Genomic DNA, 20013 nt, shown 5'->3' on the forward strand with positions numbered 1-20013 from the left:
GAAACATACTCTCTAAGGGTCGTCGGTTTTTTATCGATGGTTGAAATGCGGTACACGTCGCTCCAGAAACGCCTCGCAACCCTCGCGCTGGTCGTCGAGTGCGAAGCAGACGTGAAAAGCGCTGCGCTCGTAGGCCAGTCCTTCCGCCAGCGACGTCTCGAAGGCTCGGCAGGTGGCAGCCTTTACTGCCATCAGCACCGGCAACGAATGCCGCGCGATTGACTGCCCGATCGCCAGCGCCGCATTAACGACGTCCACGTCCGGCACCACTCGAGATACCAGGCCCGCCGCCAATGCCTGGGCAGCGCTAATGGATTCACCGGTCAGGTTCATTTCCATGGCCAACGACTTGCCGACCGCCCGCGGAAGACGTTGAGTCCCACCCGCGCCAGGCACCAGGCCGAGCTTGATTTCTGGCTGACCGAATACCGCGGTCTCGCCCGCCACGACGATGTCGCAAATCATCGCGAATTCGCAGCCGCCGCCCAGTGCGTAGCCGCGCACGGCCGCCACCAAGGGTTTGCGCAGCGTGCTGACGCGCTGCCATTCAGCCGCCAGGAAGTTTTCGTTGACGGCGCGGGCGTACGTCATCTGCGCCATGGCTTGAATGTCTGCGCCCGCGGCGAAGGCACGGGCCGAGCCCGTCACGACAATCGCCCGGGTCTGGGTGTCTTCATCCAGCGTTTGCAGGGTATCGCCCAGTGCAGTCATCAGCTCATGGGTCAGGGCGTTCAGCCCGTTGGGACTGGTCAGGGTAACCAGGGCGACAGCGCCCTGATGCTCAAGGGTGACAAAGGGCAGCGTGACAAGGGGGGTGGTCATGCGCAGGACTCCTGACGTGGGCGTACACCGATGGCGCCTGCGGCTTCGAATTCCGCTATCTGGCGTTCGCTGTACCCCAGTGTTTGCAGAATTTCGAGGGTATGTTCGCCCACGGCGGGGGGGGCGTTGAGCGGCGCGTCGGGGTGGCTATTGATGGCAAAGCCCGGCATGCGGAGTACGCCCGCATCCGCCTGGGGCAGTTCAACTTCAACGCCGCTCTGGCGATAGTGTTCGGTCGCGGTCAGTTCGTCGTACCCTGCCACCGGCGCGCACAGAATGTCCCGGGCTTCCAGTTGCGGCAGCCAGTGCGCAGAGGCTTCGCCAATGAACCGTTGCTCAAGCAACCGGTGGAGCTGATCCCGATGCTGCACTCGGCCCGGGTTGTCGATGAAACGTTCGTCCTGCATCAATTCAGGCAAGTCCAGCAGATCGCACAGTGCCGTCCAGCGCACCGGATGATAAGCCGCCACCATGATCCAGCCATCGGCGGTCTTGAACGCTTCGTTCGGTGCAGCGTACGGCGCGGCGCTGCCGGTTTTTTCGGGGACCTGCCCGGTGGCCAGAAAGCTGCTTAACGACAGGTGCTGCAGCATCAATGTGCAGTTGTACAAACTCACATCCAGGTGCTCGCCCTGCCCCTGCTGCCGACGGCCGTTGAGCGAGGCCAGTATCGAGATGGTCGACAGGTAGGCCGTCACCATGTCGGCGATAGGAATCGGCACCTTGGAAGGGTTCGAATCGGGGTGACCGAGCATGCTCATCAAACCGGTGACGGCCTGAATGATGCCGTCGACCCCGGGGCGGTCGTGCCAGGTGCCCGTTTGGCCATAGGCGGACACCGAGCAATAAATGACACCGGGATTGGTGGCCTTGACCGAGGCGTAATCCAGGCCTAGTCGGGCCATCACGCCGGGCCTGAAACTTTCGATGACCACATCGGCATCACGCATCAATTCCAGCGCGATCGTGCGGCCACGATCGCTTTTCAGGTCCAGCGCAATCCCTCGCTTGTTGCGGTTCACACTGAGCGAGGTCACGCTCTGACGCTGTTGCCAGGGAGGGCCGATCGCGCGCCCCAGCTCACCGTCCAACGGTTCGACCTTGATTACGTCGGCGCCCATGTCACCCAGCAACATGCCGCAGACCGGTCCCGCCACAACATGCGAAAAGTCCACGACTTTTATGTCTTTCAAGCTGTTGGTCAGCATCTTCAACATCCGGTTGCGCACCTGTACGTGCTCGTTTTTTGTAATGGGTCGAGGATAGGGAAAGCCGTCCAAAGGCGGCTATCGACTTTATGAGCAGGGGGGATTGAGTTTTTGTTAAGCGCCTCGGCAGCGCGCACCAGCACACGTTTTACCCGAGCGGCAAGCGTCACCGCGTTTGCCGCCCAGGTCGCTGATCAAGGTCAGAAAAGCGCAAGCGTGTAGGTCAGGATCAGGCGGTTTTCATCGACGTCACGCGCGAAGTTGTTGTGCGCCATGCCGTTTCGCCAGCGCACGCCGAAGTGCTTCAACGGGCCGCTTTGGACCAGGTACTGCACCTCGACGTCGCGCTCCCATTCCTTGCCCTCCTCGCCGCTGGCCAGGCGGATGTTGTCCCCGCGGACGTACAGCGTCCTGAAGGTCAGGCCCGGGACGCCGAAGCGGGCAAAATCAAGGTCATACCGTGCTTGCCAAGAGCGCTCTTGGGGCTCGTCGAAGTCATTGATCAACACGAAATTGGGCAGATAGATGTCAGTGCCATTCACGTAAGGAACTGCGGTGTCGCCACCGTTGTGAACGGCGCTGAGCGTGAAGGCATGGCCTTTGAGGCTGTAGGTGAAAGCACCGCTCAGCGAGTGGCTGTCCACCTTGCCGCCCTTCCCGGCACCCGCTTCGTCACTGACGAAATAACGCACATCGCTCTTGAACGTGCCCTCGCCCACTGGCGTGGTATGCATCAGGCCAACGTAGTGCTGGCGGTAGATGTCTTCGAGTTCGGCACGCTGGTAGGTCACTGCCAATTGCGGCGAAAAGGTGTAAGTGCCACCGCCCATGGTGAAGTGATCGGATTCGATAATGCCCTGGAAACGTCCATTTTTGCTGAACAGCGCCAGGTCCTCCGAGGCGGTCTTCGCCCGGTCGGTTTCGCGGTCGAAACGCACCCCCGTCAGTGAAAGGGATTTGATTTCGGTGGAATCCAGGGTGACGCCCTGAAAGGTCTGCGGCAGCATCCGGCCGTTGTTGCCGACCAGCGTCGGTTGCACGGTCGTGAAACCGTTACCGAATTTAAGCTCCGTCCTGGATACCCTGATTTTGCCCATCACGCCGCCCTTGGAAAATTCAGCCGGCGCACGGCCGTCACTGTGCACCGGCAACAGGCCGCTGTTGGTGCGGTCGGGGCTGGAGTCCAGTTTCAACCCCACCATGCCCAGCACATCCATACCGACGCCTACCACCCCTGACGTGTAACCCGAGCGGTAATCGATCAGAAAGCTCTGCCCCCACTCGTCGCGCTTGCTTTGCCCGGGGCCGTCGCGAAAGTCTCGGTTGAAGTAAAAGTTTTTCGTGATGAATGTGGCTCGGCTGTCTTCGCTGAACCCGTCAGCCCGGACCCCTGCCGCCAAGGCTGAAAGCATCAGCACACCGCCAGTGGCACGCATTGTTTTCTTGTTTTTCATGAGGTCTCCAACGCTGTTCCCGGGCACGACAATGAATGCCGCGCCCTGAAACCAGCCGGTTTTTATTGTTTTTGAGAGAGCTTGATTCGCTGCGCCACAAGACCGCACGGCATCACGTTCGCTGAGATGAAGCGCGTGAAATGACAGGGTGTGGAACGCGCTTCTGAATGCGCTTCTGATGACCGTGCAGCAACCTCCGGCGCGCCGAGCTTAGAAACATCATGCCCATCGTCGCTATCGATTTTCTTTCACGGCGGCCTTGAGTTTTTGTTAATCCGACGGCGTGGAGTGAGGGTGATGCAGGTATCGAGGATCACCCCAAATGAGCAGGCGTTGACGGCGGGTTCGCTCCCAAGCCCAATCCCGGCAATAGGATTAGGCAAGCAATGGAGATGAACCGGCATTCGCAGCGCAGCCTCCTCACCGTACCGTGGGCCCTCAGCTTTTTCCGCTGAATCGATATTCAACGATTGGAGATCAGCCCATGTTAATCGTCTACAACCCCGCAGATGGCAGCGAAGTCGGCCGTGTTCCACAGAGCGATGCAGCAGCAGTTAACGCTGCCGTCGACCGTACCTGTGCAGCGTTCCCTGAGTGGTCCGGCAAACTCGCCAAAGAACGCGGCGACATCCTTCGTCGCTGGTTCGAAAGCGTCAGGGCTGACAAGGAAGCGTTCGCCGAATTGATGTCGAAAGAAAACGGCAAGTGCCTGACCGAAGCCCGTGGCGAGATCGATTACGGTATGGGGTTCATCGAGTGGTATGCCGAGGAAGCCAAGCGCGTCTATGGCGACACCATCCCCACCCACGACAAGAACGCCTCGGTGATGGTGACCAAAGAGCCGGTCGGCCCGGTTGCCGCTATCACTCCGTGGAACTTCCCGTTCATGATGATCACCCGCAAGGTCGCGACTGCACTGGCGGCCGGTTGCACCATGATCATCAAGCCGGCGGAAGACACGCCGCTGACCGCATTCAAACTGCTGGAGCACGCCCGCAAAGCCGGCATACCGGAAGGTGTACTGGAAGTCGTGGCGGGCGATCCCAAGCAGATCGGCGAGATCATCACCTCCGACCCGCGCATTCGCAAAGTCTCGTTCACAGGTTCCACCAACGTCGGCAAGCTGCTGGCGGCACAATGTGCGCAGACCATCAAAAAAATGACCATGGAGTTGGGCGGCAACGCGCCTTTCATCGTGTTCGACGATGCCAATATCGATGAAGCAGTGAAGGGGCTGGTGGGCGCCAAACTACGTAACTCGGGCCAGGTGTGCATCTCGCCGAACCGCATTTTCGTGCAGGACACGATCATCGACGCATTCATCGAAAAAGTGAAAGCGGCTGTGATGGCAATCGATGTCGATCAGGGTCTTCGAGAAGACTTCGTGGTCGGTCCGATGATCAACAAAACCGGTTTCGAGAAAGTCGGGGCGTTGGTCGAACAGGCCAAGGCAGCAGGTGCGACGGTGTTGTTGGGCGGCAAACCCCACGCCAAGGGCGGGTTGTTCTACGAGCCGACCATCCTCACCGGCCTGACGGACGATTCACCGTTAGCACAGAATGAAATTTTCGGCCCGGTGTTCGCTGTTTACTCGTTCTCGAGCGAGGAGGAAGTCATCCGGCGCGCCAATCAGACCGAATTCGGCCTCGTTGCCTACGCCTATACCAGCGCACTGGGGCGTTCGCTGCGACTGTCTCGTCAGCTTGAAGCGGGTATGGTCATCCTCAACTCGGGCTCGGTGGGCACCGTGTCGATTCCGTTTGGCGGCATCAAGCAATCCGGCTATGGCCGTGAAGGCAGCTATTACGGCATCGAGGAATACGTTCACGTGAAATACGTGCTGCTCGCCGGCGCACAGCTGTAATCGTCCCTCGGCGGCGCGAAGTGCCACGATCCACTTCGCGCTGCCTCTCGCTTCTAGCGCCGATAATGGACTTGCCGTGTCGACATTCAGCCATCGATCAAACAACAGAAAACTCGGTATCAGGACGGCAATTGCAATTATTGGCTACAGCCTTCAATGGCGATCTTTCTCCATCGCATCACGCAAACGCTCGATACCCAGCCGAAATTCGCGCTCATTCAAACTGCCATAACCCAGACGCATTGCTTGAACGTCCGAGGGGTCATCGCAGAACATGCTGCCTGGCAGAATTCTAACTTTATTCTGCAACGCTAGCTTCGCCAACAGTTGCATATTCTGTGGCTGAGAAAATCGAACCCATAGCGCCAGCCCGCCGCTGGGAGGGGTGACGTGAACAGTGTCTCCCAGGATTTCCTGAACCGCTTGCACCGCTGACTGACAACGTTGTTCGTAGACCTTCAGCGCCCGGCGGATATGCCGCTTCAGCTTACCGTTTTGCAATAGCTGTGCAGCCGCCCGCTCGGTAACCGTATTGCCCTGCCGGTCAATGAGCATGATCTGGTTTGCCAGCCGGTTGATGACCGACGCAGGAGCCACTACATAACCGACTCTCAAACCGGGTGCGAGAATCTTGCTCAAAGAACCGACGTAGATGACACGGCCACTTTGATCCATGCTCGCCATGGGTAGCATCGGGTTGTGCGAGAAGTGAAATTCGTGATCGTAGTCATCTTCTATCACCACGAAATCGAATTGCTCGGCCATGGCTAGCAGGCGCATCCGACGATCAATGGGCATCGTCACTGTGGTTGGGAACTGGTGATGCGGGGTGAGGTAAATAGCACGGATACGATGGCTGCGGCACACCCGCTCAAGGTCGTCCGGAATCATCCCGAACTCATCTTGCTTGACGCTGTGCACCAAGCCCCCACAGGCTCGAAAAGCCTCTCTGGCAGGAGGATAGCTCAGTCGCTCCATCGCCACGTTGTCGCCCGCACGCACTAGGATTTTCGCAACTAAATAGATACCCATCTGACTGCCCCGAACGACGCACAAGGTGTCTTCTTCTGCATTGATACCTCGCTCGGCTCGGAGCATGGTCGCCAACTCAATTCGCAAGGTGCTTAGGCCTCGTGGATCACCGTAGCCCATCCGATTACCCCGGGCAGACTCCATAAGCGCAATTCGAAAGGCCTTGGACAGGTCTTCAAAGGGGATAAGGCGAGTATCGGGTGCCCCATCGCTAAAATCCGTTGAGTCCTCATCAAGTACGCTCACCGGCAGATGTTCATCACCGTAAGGTAGGTAGGTAGGCGGGCTCTGCCAGACGGCCCGACAGTCGTTGTGCTACTGCCGCCACTCGCTGCTCTTGCTTGAACACCGGAAGCTCCGGCGAAACGAACGTGCCGCGTTTTTCGTGGCTGACCAGCCAGCCTTGGGCTATCAATTCATCGTAAGCCAGGATCAGGGTCTTCCGATTCACACCGAGCCGGGCCGACAGTTCGCGGGTGCTTGGCATAGCATCTCCTGCCCGTAATAGCCCTGACCTGATACGGTCCGTCAATGCAGCCACGATCTGCATATTGAGCGACGTGCTCGCAGCGCGGTCGATGTCGATACTGATATCCCAACTGTTAGTCATGAACGAATCTCCAACTTCTGGACCATTCAGGTTTTTTAATCTGGATGATTCAAAGGGTCCAGGCAGAAGGTAGCATTTTAGTCATCCCTAGCGCACGGACAGCATCCAACTGATGCCTTACTTGAACGCTTGGTAGATAAGCTGACTGCGCAAACGGCGCGGATCTCCGTTGACTAAGTTACCTATAGGCGAGAAACCAGTATGCAGACGACCCCACAGCTTCTCCCGTTCCACATTGCGTTTCCTGTGCACGACATTGCCGTTGCCCGCCAATTTTATGGTGAGTTGCTCGGTTGCTCCGAGGGCCGTAGCTCTGCTCAGTGGGTTGATTTCGACTTCTATGGTCATCAGGTTGTCGCTCATCTGGCTCCGGAAGAAACGGGGGTCAGCCCGACCAACAGCGTTGATGGTCATGGTGTGCCTGTCCGCCACTTCGGTGCGTTGCTGACGATGGAGCAATGGACGGCACTGGCCGACAGGCTCAAGGCGGCGCGCACGCAATTCATTATTGAACCGTACATTCGCTTCAAGGGTGAGCCTGGCGAACAGGCCACCATGTTCTTCCTGGACCCAAGCGGCAATGCGCTTGAGTTCAAAGCATTCGCGGATATAAATAGTTTGTTCGCCAAATAACCCGAACGCCTGAATGGCTTATCCGCACCCGCCTACTTCTGAAAACGAGACGCCCACCATGCGAAGATGGAACATTGCCATAACCGGCTTCGGTGCTATCGGCAAAACCGTGGCCCAGATGATCCACCAGCGTAATCAGCGCTATAAGACACTTTACGATGCCGACGTTCGTATCGTGGCGGTGTGCGGCTCCCGTGCAGGCTTGATCAACCACGAAGGGCTGCCTCTGGATGACTTGGCAGCGCTGGCATTGCAGCCTGGCCTGACCGGTGACGGCTTCTTGCAGCGCGCCGGGGCTGACGTCGTAATTGAGGCGGGTCCAACGGATTACCAGACGGGTGGCTCGGGATATCGTTATCTGCGGGAAGCATTAATCGCCGGCTCGCATGCCATTTCGATTTCCAAAGGTGCGCTGGTCTTTGACTTTCCAGGCCTCGCAGAGCTGGCTCGGGCCAATGGCGCACAGCTGAAGATCAGTGGTGCGACTTCCGCAGCGTTGCCGACCATTGACCTGCTGCAATACAACCTTGTCGGTTGCCGGATTCTCGAGATCGAAGGAATCGTCACCGCGACCAGCAATTTCGTCCTCAGCAAGTTGATGCACGGGGTCAGCTACGCCGATGCAGTCGTTCAGGCGCAACAACTCGGCATGGCGGAGCCGGACCCACGCTTCGATCTGGAAGGCTGGGACACAGCCTGCAAGATCAATATCTTGGCCAATGCAGGCTTCGGCGCCAACTTGAAACTCCATGACATCCCTCGCGAAGGCATCAATCAGATCACACCTTCAGATATACAGCGTTGGAAGGTCGCCGGTGTCGTCCCCAAACTTGTCGGTCGCATTGACAACACCGGGCCGAGGGTCACGGCATCGGTAGAGCTGAGAACCTATCCGCTGGACCATCCATTTGCCCAGGTGAGCGCTCGGATGAAGGCAATTCGAGTCAGTACCGACGTCATGGGAGAAATCTCTGCCATCGGTCTGACGAGCCCATCTGCCACTGCGGCTGCGGCATTGAAAGACTTCGAGCACTTGCTGATGGCCGCACAGTATTGAATTGAGTTGTGGTCTTCAAAGTTTTTATCAAATCTTCATCACCACTCCCGCACCGTCAACTGTGCGCAAGAGGAATTCACATGCGCGTCCATGTCTTGCAACACGCCTTCTTTGAAGGCTTGGGAAACATTGAAAACTGGCTCAAACAACAAGGGGCCACCATCAGTTATACCCGCCTCTATGAAGCGGCCAAGTTCCCGGCGGTGGAACAGCTCGATTTAATCATTGCCTTAGGCGGCCCCATGAGTGTCAACGACGAGGCGGAGTTGCCATGGCTTATTCAGGAAAAACAGTTCATTGCTCAGGCGATCAGAGAAGGTGTTGCAGTCCTCGGAATTTGTCTGGGTGCCCAACTCATTGCTTCCGCGATGGGGAAGCGCGTGTATCCCGGCCCTGAAAAGGAAATTGGCTGGCACCCTATCCATGCCACGGATAATTCTTCAAGCACCTTCAACTTCCCGAACACGGTCAGCGTCTTGCATTGGCATGGCGAAACATTCGACCTGCCTGACGAAGCGGTCAACCTCGCCGAGAGCGTCGTCTGCAAACACCAGGCTTTCCAGTTGGGGCGTCGAGTCATTGGCCTGCAGTTCCATATGGAAATGACCCGTGAAAGCATCGAGAAAATGCTTGTTCATTGCGCTGGCGACCTGACGGAAGGCAACTTCGTGCAATCGGAACAGGTCATTCGCGCCGCGTCCAACGAGCGCTTCAGCGCACTGGAACATCTGATGGCAGAGCTGCTCTCCTATATCACCCAAGGTATCGATAAGCGGTCTGGACACCACCTGCTAGCAATGACCCGCTGAGTCTCACTTCACGACTCCAACGCTCTTCAAGCAATGCATCTCTATGGCGCCAGAGGCGTTATTGAGCTAACGCCTGCGCGCGTGTAAAGCCACTCGCACGTCGTTAGAACTCCCCGAACGGAAACTTCGTCAAGTTCCCATGATTCAGAGGATACGGTATGGCAACGACACTCGAATTATCCAAGGACCAACTGGTCAGCCAAGCGTTGAGCCAGATGCAAAACAACCTCGCAGACACGACCTGGACCGCCCGCCAAAAACTGGCGCTGACGTGCCGCATCCTGTTCGAGAACGGACACGATTCGGGGCTGGCAGGTCAGATCACTGCTCGAGGCCCTACACCAGGCACGTACTACACACAGCAATTAGGCCTCGGATTCGACGAAATCACTGTCGGTAATCTGCTGTTGGTAGACGAAGATCTCACCGTGCTTGAAGGCAATGGCATGGCTAACCCGGCCAACCGCTTCCACAGCTGGGTGTATCGTGCTCGACCGGATGTGAACTGCATCATTCACACCCACCCTACTCATGTCGCAGCCTTGTCGATGCTTGAAGTGCCGCTGCAAGTCTCACACATGGATCTTTGTCCTCTGTACGAAGATTGTGCGTTTCTTGAAGGATGGCCGGGTATTCCAGTGGGCAACGAAGAAGGCGAACTGATCGCTGGTGCACTGGGCGACAAGCGCGCAGTCCTGCTCTCGCATCATGGTCAGCTGTCAACAGGGACGAGCATCGAAGAAGCCTGCGTCATTGCGCAACTGATAGAGCGCGCCGCCAGGCTTCAACTCATGGCGATGGCCGCAGGCGACATCAAGCCCATCCAACCCGAGCTAGGCCGCGAAGCGCACGACTGGATCGCAAGACCCAAACGGTACGCTGCGACTTTCAACTACTACGTCCGGCAAACCCTGCGTCAGCACGCTGACTGCCTGAGCTGAATTCACCGCTTTTTCATAAGGAGAGACATTGTGTCCACTTCACCCATTCACGGCATCATCGGTTACACAATCACCCCGTTCTCGGTCGACGGCGACAGCATCAACCTAGACGCGCTCGGACAATCCATTGATCGCCTGATCGCCAGCGGCGTTCACGCTATCGCGCCGCTCGGTAGCACCGGCGAAGGTGCATACCTGAGCGATTCAGAATGGGATCAAGTCAGCGAATACAGCATCAAGCGTGTGGCCGGGCGCGTCCCTACGGTCGTCAGCGTGTCAGACTTGACGACCGCCAAAGCAGTGCGTCGCGCGCGATTTGCCGAAGCCCATGGGGCCGACGTCGTGATGGTGCTCCCGGCGTCTTACTGGAAACTCAGCGAAGCAGAGATCCTCGCTCATTACCGCGCCATTGGTGAGAGCATCGGCCTGCCCATCATGCTTTACAATAATCCGGCCACCAGCGGCACCGACATGTCGGTTGAGTTGATTCTCCGCATTTTCAATGCCGTTGATAACGTCACTATGGTCAAGGAAAGCACCGGCGATATCCAACGGATGCACAAGCTGCAAGTGCTCGGCGACGGCCAAGTGCCGTTTTACAACGGCAGCAATCCTCTGGCGCTAGAAGCATTTGCCGCAGGCGCAAAAGGTTGGTGTACTGCTGCCCCAAACCTTATTCCTCAGCTCAATCTCGATTTGTACGCGGCCGTGCTGGCCAATGATCTGCACAAGGCGCGTGCGTTGTTTTATCGGCAACTGCCGCTGTTGGACTTCATCCTCAAAGGTGGCTTACCGGCGACGATCAAAGCTGGGTTAAGCGCCAGTGGCCTCGACGTTGGTAACCCGCGCCTGCCGGTATTTCCGCTGTCTGATGAAGGCCGTCAGGCCTTGCAAAAACTGCTGACCAGCCTGCGCTGACTCAACGGCTTGGAGGGCGCCCCTTCTTACTCGCAGAGACCGCCGAGAAACCTCAAAGCGGCGGTCACGACAAGTTGGTTTTTTTTCAAAATCCGGTTGGCTTTAGCCCATCGCCCGTAACGGCGAAGGATGGCTGTCGAGGGAACAGTTTTGCGTTTGGCAGCCTGGCCAGTTTTGTGGCCGAGCGTGAACGACCTCGCGAAAAAGCGGGTAGCGCCTGCTTGAGGAGACTCATTCCCCGTGAGGATAAAAGTGCCTGACTCATGTTTCCATCAAACGCTTTTGCCACTCCTCCTGCGCAACAAATCCATGAAGTGCTGCAACGCTCGGCTCACGGGTTCTCCTTTGCGACGCAGCAAACCGAACGGCGCCATCTGCGCGTTGAGTGTGACGGGTAAGGCTGTGACCAGTCCCATCTTGAGGTAATCGCGCATGGCCGATTCAGAAAGCACCATCACTGCGTCCGTCAACTGAACCAGTTGTTGCATCGAGTAGACGGAGCTGCACTCGATGATGTCTGCCGGGGTTGGCAGATTCAGTTGTTGCAGTGCCTGATCGATGGCAATGCGCGCCGGGCTGGTTTCAGGCTGAAGAATCCAGGGCCAATCCTTGACCAGCTCATGCCACTCCAGTTTGCGACGCTTCGCCAAGGGGTGTCCGCGGTGAACGACGGCGATCAGCTGTTCGTTGCCTAACGCTTCAAATTCATACTGTTCTCGCTCGGTCACAAGGTTGCGCCGTGTCACTGCGACGTCGATGCGACCCTGTTCCAGTAGCTGGACCACTTGGTCGCTGGTGTCTCCCATGATGCGGATGCGCAACTGGGGATTCAGGCCTTTGAGCTCTGCCACGGCGTTCATCACAAGGTCGGGCGCTGCTCCCATGATGGTGCCGATGGACAGATACCCGTACCCGCCTTGCTTGCGCACCGCGATGTCGGCAGCGCAACGGTCCAGGCCGCTGAGCGCCGCTTCCGCAAAGCGCAACAGTTCGCTTCCCAATGCGGTGGGACGCATCCCTCTGGGCAGCCTCTCGAACAGTTCGCAGCCAAACATGTCTTCGATTTCTTGAAGCATTCGTGTTGCCGCAGGTTGCGACATGCTCATGCTGACTGACGCGCGATGCAGATTCAGACTTGATCCGAGCACCACCAGCATCTGGAGATGCTTGTAGCGCAGTCGGCCAAAAAGATGGTGAGACGACCGTTCGCTGTTCATACCGTTTTCCCGAGCGATAACCTTAAGGTATCGAATATAAGCTTAATTCGATTGGTCATGCATCGTAACGAGGCATACAGTCGACTCAACAAAAAACAACACCCATTGAGGTGCACACCATGAACGTTATTCCCGCCCCCTATTCATTCGTTGCCTTGCCGGATCGAAGTTCACCGGCCCTCCTCTCTGCGCCTGAGCCCGTTTGAGGAGCTTCCCCCCCTCCTGTCATTCGTTAAACATTACGCAGTCAAATAACTCCAAAAAAGGATACTGACGTGACCACTCTTCCCGCGTCCTTGTTGCGCAAGGTCTCCTGGCGGCTGCTTCCGTTCCTGCTGCTGATGTACATCATGGCTTTCCTTGACCGCGCCAACGTTGGTTTTGCGAAGCAGGCATTCCAGGCCGACACCGGGATCGGTGATGCAGCGTTCGCGTTTGGCGCCGGTGTGTTCTTCGCGGGCTACGCGCTGCTCGAAGTGCCGAGCAACCTGATCATGCACAAAGTGGGCGCGCGCTTGTGGATGTGCCGAATCATGGTCACCTGGGGGCTGATTTCGGCGGCGATGGTCTTCGCTCACACTGAAACCAGCTTCTATGTGCTGCGCTTTTTGCTAGGCGTCGCGGAGGCCGGATTCTTTCCCGGCGTGATCCTTTACCTCACTTACTGGTTTCCTGGCGCCGCGCGCGGCAAGGCCATGGGGTTCTTTTATTTCGGTGCGCCGTTGGCGTTCATCTTCGGCAGTCCGTTGTCCGGACTGCTGCTGGAGCTGGACGGCGTTCTGGGCAGCCATGGCTGGCAATGGCTGTTCGCCGTCGAGGGTTTGATGGCGACGGCCGTGGGCATCTGGGCGTATTTCTATCTGGATAACAGGCCTGCCGATGCGAAGTGGCTGACGGCCCAGGAGCGCCATCAGCTTCAGGCCGTGCTCGACACCGAGGACAGCCACAAACAGTCCCATGGCAGCGTGCTCAAAGTGCTGTTTCAGCCTGCCGTCCTGTACCTGAGCCTGATCTATCTGCTGATTCAAGCCAGCGTCTACGGCGTGGTGTTTTACTTGCCGAGTCAGGTCGCAGGCCTGCTCGGCACCAAAGTCGGGCTGATGGTCGGTCTGGTCAGCGCCGTGCCCTGGCTGTGCGCCTTGGTCGCGGCGTGGAAGATACCGGCGATTGCCGACCGCACGGGTCAGCGCCGCACCGTGGCCGCCTTGACTCTTGTGGTGTCGGGGCTAGGCATCGCGGCGTCCGTCTCTTTTGCCAGTCCGTTGCTGGGCATTTTGGCCCTGTGTTTTGCGGCTTCGGGCTTCATTGCCGTGCAACCGGTGTTCTGGACGTTTCCCGGCAGCTTCCTCGCCGGTTCTGCCGCCGCCGGCGCCATTGCGCTGATCAATTCCTTTGGCGCTGTGGGCGGCTTCATTGCTCCCATCCTGAAAAACTGGGCGGAAGGCGCATTCCACTCACCGGCGGCCGGGCTCTACCTGCTGGCGGTCACGACCCTGATCTCCGCCGCGCTGGTGATGGGCATTCGTCCTCCTCGCGCGACCCGTTCTCACAAGCAACCCACCTTCCAGATCTGATTCCAAGGAACGCATTATGGCCACTCCAACCATCAAACATGTTCGTGCCTTTGTCCTTCGGGGGGGCGGTGCCGACTACCATGATCAAGGCGACGGTCACTGGATTGACGATCACATCGCCACGCCCATGAGCAAGTACCCCGAGTACCGTCAAAGCCGCCGCAGTTTCGGCATTAACGTCCTCGGCACCCTGGTGGTGGAGGTCGAGGATTCCGAAGGCAACGTCGGTTTTGCGGTGACCACTGGTGGCGAGCCAGCCGCCTATATCGTCGAGAAACACTTGGCTCGCTTCGTCGAGGGCGCCAAGGTCACGGACATCGAGCGGATCTGGGACCAGATGTATTTCTCGTCCCAGTATTACGGCCGCAAAGGCCTGGTCATCAACACGATTTCCGGCATCGATCTGGCGCTCTGGGACTTGTTGGGGAAAGTGCGCAAGGAACCCGTGCACCAGTTGCTGGGCGGCGCCGTCCGGGACGAATTGCAGTTCTATGCCACCGGCGCCCGTCCGGACCTCGCGCAGAAAATGGGTTTTATTGGCGGCAAGTTGCCGCTCCACCACGGCCCGGCCGAAGGTGAGGAAGGTCTGCGCAAGAATCTGGAAGCGCTGGCGGTGATGCGTGAGCGCGTCGGCAAAGACTTCTGGCTGATGCTCGATTGCTGGATGAGCCTGGACCTGAACTACGCCACCAAACTGGCTCACGGCGCTCAGGAGTTTGGCTTGAAATGGATCGAGGAAGCGCTGTCCCCTGACGACTATTGGGGCTATGCCGCGCTCAAAAAAGCGGTCCCGCCGGGCATGCTGGTGACCACGGGCGAACACGAAGCGACACGCTGGGGCTTCCGCATGCTCTTGGAAATGGGTTGTTGCGACATTATCCAGCCGGACGTCGGCTGGTGCGGCGGGATCACCGAGCTGATCAAGATTTCCGCGTTGGCCGATGCCCACAGCGCCATGGTCGTGCCCCACGGTTCTTCGGTGTACAGCTACCATTTTGTTGCAACCCGCACCAACAGTCCGTTCGCGGAATTTCTGATGATGGCGCCCAAAGCCGATCAGGTGGTGCCGATGTTTCACCCACAGTTGTTGGGCGAGCCGGTCCCGGAAAACGGTCGCATGCGCCTGTCTAGACTGGATCAGCCGGGATTTGGTGTCACGTTGAATCCCGAGTGCGCGTTGCATCGCCCTTACCAGCACTGATGAAGCTCGACAGGAGTTCGACATGAAAATGCCGCGTAACGCATTCAAGGCCGGACTGGCCAAAGGTGAACCGCAATACGGGATATGGGCCGGATTTGCGACGGGCTACGCTGCGGAAATCACCGCAGGTTTTGGCTACGACTGGATGCTCATCGACGGAGAGCACGCCCCCAATACCGTGCCGTCCATCCTGGCGCAACTCCAGGCGGTTGCGCCCTACTCCACCGCGCCCATCGTTCGCGCCGTGGGCCATGATCCGGTGCTGATCAAACAGCTGCTGGATGTTGGCACCCAGTCGTTGATGATCCCCATGGTCGAGACGGCCGAACAGGCCCGCGCCCTGGTTCAGGCCACCCGCTATCCACCCCATGGTATTCGCGGCGTCGGCGGTGGCCTGACCCGGGCCACGCGTTGGGACGGTGTACCGGAATACATCAATACCGCCCATGAAGAACTCTGTCTGATCGTGCAGATCGAGTCCCGCGCAGGCGTCGACAATGTGGCGGAGATCGCCGCTGTTGAGGGCGTCGATGCGATCTTCATTGGCCCGGCGGACCTTTCTACGGGCCTGGGACACATTGGCAATCCATCACACCCGCACGTGCAGGAGAAGATTCGCCGTGCCGTTGACGCAACGATTGCGGCGGGCAAGGTCTGTGGAATTCTCGCACCCGCTGAAGAAGACGCACGCCGCTACCAACAATGGGGTTGTCAGTTCATTGCGGTGGCCATCGACATCAGCCTGATGCGCCAGGCGGCGCTCAGCAACCTGGCGCGTTACCGCAACACTGAACAACACGCTGCATCCAAAACCTATTGATTGGAAAGGAGCCCGACCATGACGTCAGTACCCGTGTACGAGAACTACATCAACGGTGAGTTCGTCCCCGGCACCGAGCATTTTGATGTGCTTAACCCTGCCACCGGTGCGCTGCTGGCCAAAGTACCGGCCTCGAATGCCGATCACGTCGACCAGGCGCTGTCTGCCGCCCGTTCGGCACAGCGGGACTGGGCTCGCAAGCCCGCCAACGAAAGGGCTGGGCACCTGCGTAGCATTGCGAAAAAACTGCGTGAAAACGTGCCCCATCTGGCCCGCACCATCACGCTGGAACAGGGCAAAACGTATGGTCTGGCGGAGGTCGAGGTCAATTTTACCGCCGACTATCTCGATTACATGGCCGAATGGGCGCGTCGCATCGAAGGCGAGATCATCACCAGCGACCGGCCGGGCGAGAACATCTTCATGTTTCGCAAACCGCTGGGCGTCGTCGCAGGCATCCTGCCGTGGAATTTCCCGTTCTTTTTAATTGCCCGCAAAATGGCCCCGGCGCTTGTCACCGGCAACACCATCGTGATCAAGCCCAGCGAGGAAACCCCCAACAACTGCTTCGAGTTCGCCCGGTTGGTGGCTGAAACAGACCTGCCGCCAGGCGTGTTCAACGTGGTATGCGGTGACGGCCGCGTTGGGGCTGCACTGACGGCGAACCCACGCGTCGACATGATCAGCTTCACCGGGAGCGTTGAAACCGGTGCGCGGATCATGAGTGCCGCCGCGCCCAACATCACCAAGCTCAATCTGGAGCTAGGGGGAAAGGCGCCGGCCATCGTGCTTGCCGATGCGGACATAGCGCTGGCGGTCAAGGCGATCCGCGACTCGCGCATCATCAACACAGGCCAGGTGTGCAACTGCGCTGAACGGGTTTACGTCGAGCGCCGAGTGGCGGACGAATTCATTGAAAAAATAAGCGCTGCCATGGCCGCCACTCGCTACGGCGACCCATTGGCCGACCACCGTGGAGATGGGGCCGCTGATCAATCGTCAAGGGCTGGACAGCGTGGCGGCCAAAGTCAAGAAAGCCCAAGAGCAAGGGGCGTCGCTGGTGACCGGAGGCAAGGTCGCGGACCTGGGGCAGGGATTTCACTTCCAACCGACCGTGCTGACCGGCTGCCGCGCCGAGATGGAGATCATGCGCAAAGAGATCTTTGGGCCGGTGCTGCCGATTCAAATCGTCGATGATCTGGATGAAGCGATCGCCATGGCCAACGACTGCGAATACGGGCTGACCTCTTCCCTGTACACACGAGACCTGGGCAAGGCCATGTACGCCATGCGGGAAATCGATTTCGGCGAAACCTACATCAATCGTGAAAACTTCGAGGCGATGCAAGGCTTCCATGCCGGGGTCCGCAAGTCGGGTGTGGGTGGGGCTGACGGCAAACATGGCCTCTATGAGTACACGCATACCCACGTCGTCTACCTGCAAGCCTGACCCGCTGAGGGGCATTTCTGCGCGAGCGTGATGCCCCTCCTCGCCCTTTCCCTACCGCTGTTTCAGCGCATTCCGTTGCCCTGGCCAAACTTCCCGGTCCGGAGCGTTTGGTTACCGATTCACCTGCTGCTTCGACAACGACAAGCACACCCCGGCGGCCAGCACCAGCGCAGCGGCGATGACGTAAAGCGCATAGTCGGTGGAGGACGTTGCATCCTTGACCCAGCCGATCATGTACGGGCTGGCGAAACCTGCGAGGTTGCCGATGGAGTTGATCATCGCGATCCCGGCAGCGGCAGCGGCGCCGTTGAGAAACGCAGGCGGCAGGCACCAGAACTGACTCATGCCGCTCATGACGCCCATCGCGCCAATGGCCAGCGACATCGTCAACAGCACCGGGTTTGCGCCAGCCCAGGTGGCGAGCACCAGTCCGAAAGCGCCGACCAGCGCCGGAATCGCGGCATGCCAGCGACGTTCGCGGTGCAGATCAGAACGACGACCGATCATGATCATGGCGATGGCCGCACAGGCGTAGGGGATGGTGGTGATGATCGAAACCGTCGCCGCACTTTGAATGCCCGCGCCTTTGATCAGCGAGGGCAGCCAGAACGTGATCCCGTTAAGGCCCATCATCAGCCCGAAATACCCCAGGCTCAGCAGCCAGACCATTTTGTTTTTGAAGGCGCCAAACGCCGAATGGTCGTCGGATTGCGTGGCCTCGGCCGCGAGGTTCTGTTGCAGCGTTCGCTTCTCGTCCTGGGTCAGCCATTTCGCATCGTCGATCTTGTCTTGCAGGTAAAACAGCACCGCAATACCGGCCAGCACTGAGGGAATCGCTTCCAGAAAGAACAGCCATTGCCAGGCCGAATGACCGTGCCAGCCCTGGGTCGTTGACATGATGAGCCCGGACAGTGGCCCGCCAATCACACCCGCCATGGGAATCCCGGTGAGAAACATCGCGGTGATCTTTCCGCGCCGGGAGGACGGGAACCAGTACGTCAGGTACAGCAGAATGCCCGGTACGAATCCGGCCTCGGCCACGCCGAGCAGGAAACGCAGCACATAGAACATCATCGGCGTCGTTACGAACACCATGCACGCTGAAATTATGCCCCAGGTGATCATGATCCGGGCGATCCAGCGACGCGCTCCGACCTTGTGCAGAAGGATGTTGCTGGGGACTTCGAACAGGAAATACCCCAGAAAAAACACCCCGGCGCCAAAGCCGTAAATGGTTTCACTGAACCCCAGATCATCGAGCATCTGCAATTTCGCGAACCCGACGTTGACCCGGTCCAGGTAGGCGAACACGTAACACATGAAAAGGAACGGCAGGAGCCTGAGGGTCAGGCGCCCATAGAGTCTGTCGTGCGTGCGCGTTTCGCCGGTCGCGAAAACGGCAGGGGCTGCTTCGGCCATCGGTCTATCTCCCACTTATTGTTATTGTCAGGACGGGGATGCGGAGTCAGTCGAACATGTCCGGCTGGGTCTCGACGAGGTCGCTCCACAGCGTCTGGAAATGCAGCCAGCCGATGTATTCGCTGCCCACATGCTCGCGGCTGTAGCGCGCACGCTCTTCAGTTACCAGTTTTGGGGTCGCGCCGGTGGCCTCGATCAGCAGCTGCTGCTGGCAGCAACGTTCCAGCGCGATGAACCAGAACGCAGCCGAATCGATGCTGTGGCGGCTGGCCGTGAGCAGGCCGTGATTCTGGTGAATGGCGGCTTTCACCCCGGCAAACGCGTTGGCGACTTTGTTACCGCCCTGCACTTCCACGGCCACTTTCCCTGCTTCATCGCTGATCACCACGTGGTCCTCGAAGAACGCGCAGGCGTCCTGCGAGATGGGCAACAGAGGCTTGGCCAGAGACGCGAACGCCGTGCCGTAGACGGTGTGCGCGTGGCACATGGCGACGATGTCCTGATGCTGCTCATGCACCGCCGCATGCAACACGAACCCGGCGCGGTTGATCGCGTAGCTGCCCTCGACCACATTCCCATGGTGGTCGGCGCAGATCAGGTTCGACACCTTGACCTTGTTGAAATGCACGGCCATCGGGTTGGTCCAGTACAGGTGCGCATGCTCAGGATCGCGGACCGTCAGGTGACCGGCGAAGCCGTAATCCAGACCATGAATCGCGAAGGCACGGCAGGCGGCGACCAGACGCTCCTTGAGGTGCTGGCGGTGTTCGGCGTGGCTGGAAAACACGGGAAGTTCGGGAAACGTCAGCCCCACCTGATCAGGCTGATAGATCGACACTTTTTCGGGTTTGGAAACCGCTTTCAACGGCAAATCCAGGACTTCAGACATGTCAGGCACCTCATTTATTGTTATGGAGATTGCGCGCCAGCGTTCGCTTCGGGCGTAAATGACGCGTCGCGCTTGGGGGCCATGATCGGCACGCG

At 58.6% G+C, this 20013-nt stretch carries 17 protein-coding genes and 1 pseudogene; 10 read left to right on the plus strand and 8 right to left on the minus strand.

The genetic code is table 11. From position 1 onward, the window contains the following. Positions 1–30: 30 nt before the first annotated feature. The 3 genes from ACIQAL_RS19340 to ACIQAL_RS19350 form a co-directional block, all read right to left on the minus strand. Complete coding sequence (locus ACIQAL_RS19340; protein WP_401148369.1) at positions 31–822, minus strand: enoyl-CoA hydratase-related protein; 792 nt, start codon at positions 820–822, stop codon at positions 31–33. After that, a complete protein-coding gene (locus ACIQAL_RS19345; RefSeq protein WP_401148372.1) occupies positions 819–2039 on the minus strand; it encodes a CaiB/BaiF CoA transferase family protein in 1221 nt (406 codons plus the stop codon). The genes ACIQAL_RS19340 and ACIQAL_RS19345 overlap by 4 nt, the downstream gene beginning before the upstream one ends. A 191-nt stretch (positions 2040–2230) precedes the next feature. Beyond that, the gene (locus tag ACIQAL_RS19350) at positions 2231–3484 is read right to left on the minus strand and encodes an OprD family porin (protein ID WP_401148374.1); all 1254 of its coding nucleotides are present in this window, start codon (positions 3482–3484) and stop codon (positions 2231–2233) included. 484 nt (positions 3485–3968) lie between these two features. Between ACIQAL_RS19350 and ACIQAL_RS19355 the strand changes: the two genes are divergently transcribed. Further along, entirely contained in the window at positions 3969–5348 is a 1380-nt protein-coding gene (locus ACIQAL_RS19355; RefSeq protein WP_401148376.1) for an NAD-dependent succinate-semialdehyde dehydrogenase, read from the plus strand. 153 nt (positions 5349–5501) lie between these two features. On the opposite strand, the gene ACIQAL_RS19360 is transcribed toward ACIQAL_RS19355, so the two are convergent. Together ACIQAL_RS19360 and ACIQAL_RS19365 are read right to left on the minus strand one after the other, a co-directional pair. Then, positions 5502–6626: a PLP-dependent aminotransferase family protein gene (locus ACIQAL_RS19360; RefSeq protein ID WP_401148378.1), complete on the minus strand. Its 1125-nt coding sequence runs from the start codon at positions 6624–6626 to the stop codon at positions 5502–5504. A gap of 13 nt (positions 6627–6639) precedes the next feature. Next, on the minus strand, positions 6640–6990 hold the full coding sequence (locus ACIQAL_RS19365; RefSeq protein WP_401148381.1) for a GntR family transcriptional regulator: 351 nt from the start codon (positions 6988–6990) through the stop codon (positions 6640–6642). Positions 6991–7191: 201 nt separating this feature from the next. Between ACIQAL_RS19365 and ACIQAL_RS19370 the strand changes: the two genes are divergently transcribed. The 5 genes from ACIQAL_RS19370 (at position 7192) to ACIQAL_RS19390 (ending at position 11348) form a co-directional block, all read left to right on the plus strand. Next, on the plus strand, positions 7192–7623 hold the full coding sequence (locus ACIQAL_RS19370) for a VOC family protein (protein ID WP_166594530.1): 432 nt from the start codon (positions 7192–7194) through the stop codon (positions 7621–7623). Positions 7624–7636: 13 nt separating this feature from the next. Next, positions 7637–8680: a homoserine dehydrogenase gene (locus ACIQAL_RS19375; RefSeq protein WP_401148383.1), complete on the plus strand. Its 1044-nt coding sequence runs from the start codon at positions 7637–7639 to the stop codon at positions 8678–8680. An 80-nt stretch (positions 8681–8760) separates the two neighbouring features. Beyond that, a complete protein-coding gene (locus tag ACIQAL_RS19380) occupies positions 8761–9489 on the plus strand; it encodes a type 1 glutamine amidotransferase (RefSeq protein ID WP_401148386.1) in 729 nt (242 codons plus the stop codon). Between the two features lie 158 nt (positions 9490–9647). Next, complete coding sequence (locus ACIQAL_RS19385) at positions 9648–10430, plus strand: aldolase (RefSeq protein WP_166594532.1); 783 nt, start codon at positions 9648–9650, stop codon at positions 10428–10430. Between the two features lie 30 nt (positions 10431–10460). Continuing rightward, entirely contained in the window at positions 10461–11348 is an 888-nt protein-coding gene (locus tag ACIQAL_RS19390) for a dihydrodipicolinate synthase family protein (protein ID WP_401148388.1), read from the plus strand. A gap of 272 nt (positions 11349–11620) precedes the next feature. Here the strand turns inward: ACIQAL_RS19390 and ACIQAL_RS19395 are convergent, their stop codons facing one another. Continuing rightward, entirely contained in the window at positions 11621–12565 is a 945-nt protein-coding gene (locus tag ACIQAL_RS19395; protein WP_401148389.1) for a LysR family transcriptional regulator, read from the minus strand. Positions 12566–12840: 275 nt separating this feature from the next. On the opposite strand from ACIQAL_RS19395, the gene ACIQAL_RS19400 reads away from it, so the two are divergent. The 4 genes and pseudogenes from ACIQAL_RS19400 to aldA all read left to right on the plus strand — a co-directional run bounded on the left by ACIQAL_RS19400 (position 12841) and on the right by aldA (position 17610). Then, positions 12841–14139, plus strand: coding sequence for an MFS transporter (locus ACIQAL_RS19400; protein WP_401148392.1), 1299 nt, complete (start codon positions 12841–12843; stop codon positions 14137–14139). 16 nt (positions 14140–14155) lie between these two features. Further along, positions 14156–15340: an L-rhamnonate dehydratase gene (gene rhmD, locus ACIQAL_RS19405; protein WP_341957955.1), complete on the plus strand. Its 1185-nt coding sequence runs from the start codon at positions 14156–14158 to the stop codon at positions 15338–15340. Positions 15341–15362: 22 nt separating this feature from the next. Next, the gene (locus tag ACIQAL_RS19410) at positions 15363–16160 is read left to right on the plus strand and encodes an HpcH/HpaI aldolase/citrate lyase family protein (RefSeq protein ID WP_401148395.1); all 798 of its coding nucleotides are present in this window, start codon (positions 15363–15365) and stop codon (positions 16158–16160) included. Positions 16161–16178: 18 nt separating this feature from the next. After that, positions 16179–17610 (plus strand): annotated as a pseudogene (aldA, locus tag ACIQAL_RS19415) (aldehyde dehydrogenase). Positions 17611–17721: 111 nt separating this feature from the next. On the opposite strand, the gene ACIQAL_RS19420 reads toward aldA, so the two are convergent. After that, complete coding sequence (locus tag ACIQAL_RS19420; protein WP_341957961.1) at positions 17722–19029, minus strand: MFS transporter; 1308 nt, start codon at positions 19027–19029, stop codon at positions 17722–17724. A gap of 46 nt (positions 19030–19075) precedes the next feature. Beyond that, on the minus strand, positions 19076–19918 hold the full coding sequence (locus ACIQAL_RS19425) for a class II aldolase/adducin family protein (protein WP_401148398.1): 843 nt from the start codon (positions 19916–19918) through the stop codon (positions 19076–19078). Positions 19919–20013: the final 95 nt, after the last annotated feature.

The organism is Pseudomonas sp. NPDC088368 (genome assembly GCF_044753445.1).
GTDB lineage: Bacteria > Pseudomonadota > Gammaproteobacteria > Pseudomonadales > Pseudomonadaceae > Aquipseudomonas > Aquipseudomonas bambusae.